Raw genomic sequence first — 1,908 nt, forward strand, 5'->3', positions numbered from 1 at the left:
CTCTCCCCTTTCTGTAATGAAATACCACTTGATTTGCTGCCTGATGTATGCTAGACTTATAAACGACTAATGGGGCTTATGCCTATTACCATAGAAATCCCGTATCGCGTCTCGGCAAAAGATGGTGCGGGATTTTTATTTTGTCTCCTTCTCCTCCTCTAGATCCCAAATATCCTGGATTCTCACCTGCAAAGCATTGGAAATCTTAAACGCTATCCGGATGTCCGGAAAGGACAGCCCTGTCTCATAACGATACAGAGATGATCGCTCGATCCCGACCTGATCGCATAATGCGATGCCGGAGAAGCCTTTACGCGAACGGATTTCCTTTAAATGCAGGAATCGCGGTATCATAACATGCCTCCTAGAAGAAGCTTCAAATGCTTCTTCTTTTTTGTTTCTTTCTTCATATCCGCCAAGAGGCAAACCTTGACGATATTCGTATTGACAGATGGCGTAACCAGGAGCCCGGCGTCATGGCGCAGAACGAACAAAATGCCCGGCAAATCCTCATCCTCTGCGCAAAACAAGGCACCCGTAAAACGGACTCTATCCTCGGCGATCTCGATTTTGCCGTTCCTTGTCAGAATTTCCATCATGCCATCCTCCTTTGTTGCAGCAGTTCTGCTGTTACTTCGTGCCAGGGGCTTCTTTTTCAGCCAAGTCGCCAAGCATTTCAAGAATCCTCTTCTGCTTCCTGAGAGACAGATTCTTCATGTTCTTTTGAAAGACTGAAAACTCCTCCTTAATTGCATTCTTTTCTTTCTTTTTAGCGATTGCTTGCTGTTTCTTTCTTTCCGACACCTGTTCCTTGGCACGGATTTTTTCTTCCGCCTCTGCTCCCCATATATCTTCAATGCGAACAGACAGTATGCCCGCCACCCTTCCTGCTAGTTCCAAACTAGAGGGAATTTCTCCATTCTCCAGTTCCTTATATACATGAAAAGGGACATTTAGTAAGGTAACCATCTTCCTCAAAGTAATTTTCTTGTTTCCTCGAAACAGCCGCAGGGGAACATCCCCGATCCAGCGCTGATGGAATCCAAGAAACGGATTCGGTTCAAAAAACCTCACTCCACAACTTGCACACTTATAGCTTCGTTTTCGATATATATAGGTAGTCGTATCAGAAACATATATTTTCTGCTTGCGATACCTCTCTACGACGACATGCTTAGAACCACATCTGTCACAAGGCGGCCGAGTTAGCGGCAGATGGAAAACGATCTCCTCATCCGTTTTTTTCTCAATGCAATCATCAGGAAGCTTATCAACAAATGCGACAAACTCCTTTATATTCATTCATCTCATCTCCTTTCCTTGTAAACAAAAAAGGACGCTATGCTGATACATACTGTATCAACATAACATCCTTTTCCATCTTCATGTTACGTCAATACAAATGTATATCCGTAACATTTATTGTAGAACCGTTCTGGCTGTGCAAAATGTGAAGAATTAGAGGCAGAAACGAGGAAAGCCTTGGCGGAATCAGGCCTGCCTGTAGAAATCGAGCATGTGCGTGATTTTAAGAGAATTGCGCAATACGGCGTCATACAGACGCCCGCACTCGTAGTCAACGGAAAGGTGGCATTTTCCGGCAAAGTGCTGAAAAAGGAGGAAATCAAGCCGTACCTGCAAACTCTGGGAACATCAGACGGATCGATTGCCTGAATACCCCAAGGGTTGTATTTCTCAACAAAGCTACATGCACCGACATCCACTTCGTGGACATTGTACATCACCCTTGCAGTAAATCCAACCAATCGCGCTGCGCCTGCGGCTTGCATTCTTGGGGATTTGCATAAAAAATGGGGCTGTTGCACGTATCAACAACGTGTAGCAGCCCCTTTTAGTTTGCAAAAAAAATGTTGCCAAGGACTTAAAAATCCTTGGCAACAGGCGTAA

3 protein-coding genes and 1 pseudogene are annotated in these 1,908 nt (G+C 44.8%); 1 reads left to right on the forward strand and 3 read right to left on the reverse strand.

Annotation, left to right across the window (positions count from 1 at the left end; all coding sequences use genetic code 11):
- Positions 1–135: 135 nt before the first annotated feature.
- Genes F599_RS0113210 through F599_RS14565 form a run of 3 tightly spaced genes read right to left on the reverse strand, consistent with a single transcriptional unit; the run spans position 136 to position 1,302 of the window.
- Positions 136–354 carry a helix-turn-helix transcriptional regulator gene (locus F599_RS0113210; RefSeq protein WP_019543963.1) on the reverse strand — a complete coding sequence of 73 codons (219 nt, stop codon included), beginning with the start codon at positions 352–354 and terminating at the stop codon, positions 136–138.
- Entirely contained in the window at positions 351–599 is a 249-nt protein-coding gene (locus F599_RS0113215; protein ID WP_156022053.1) for a hypothetical protein, read from the reverse strand. The genes F599_RS0113210 and F599_RS0113215 overlap by 4 nt, the downstream gene beginning before the upstream one ends.
- A 31-nt stretch (positions 600–630) precedes the next feature.
- Positions 631–1,302, reverse strand: coding sequence for a hypothetical protein (locus F599_RS14565; RefSeq protein ID WP_019543965.1), 672 nt, complete (start codon positions 1,300–1,302; stop codon positions 631–633).
- A 144-nt stretch (positions 1,303–1,446) separates the two neighbouring features.
- Between F599_RS14565 and F599_RS14570 the strand changes: the two are divergent.
- Positions 1,447–1,674: pseudogene (locus F599_RS14570) on the forward strand (thioredoxin family protein); the annotation flags it as partial.
- Between the last annotated feature and the right edge of the window lie 234 nt (positions 1,675–1,908).

This window comes from Selenomonas bovis DSM 23594 (assembly GCF_000381005.1).
GTDB classification, from domain to species: domain Bacteria; phylum Bacillota; class Negativicutes; order Selenomonadales; family Selenomonadaceae; genus Selenomonas_C; species Selenomonas_C bovis.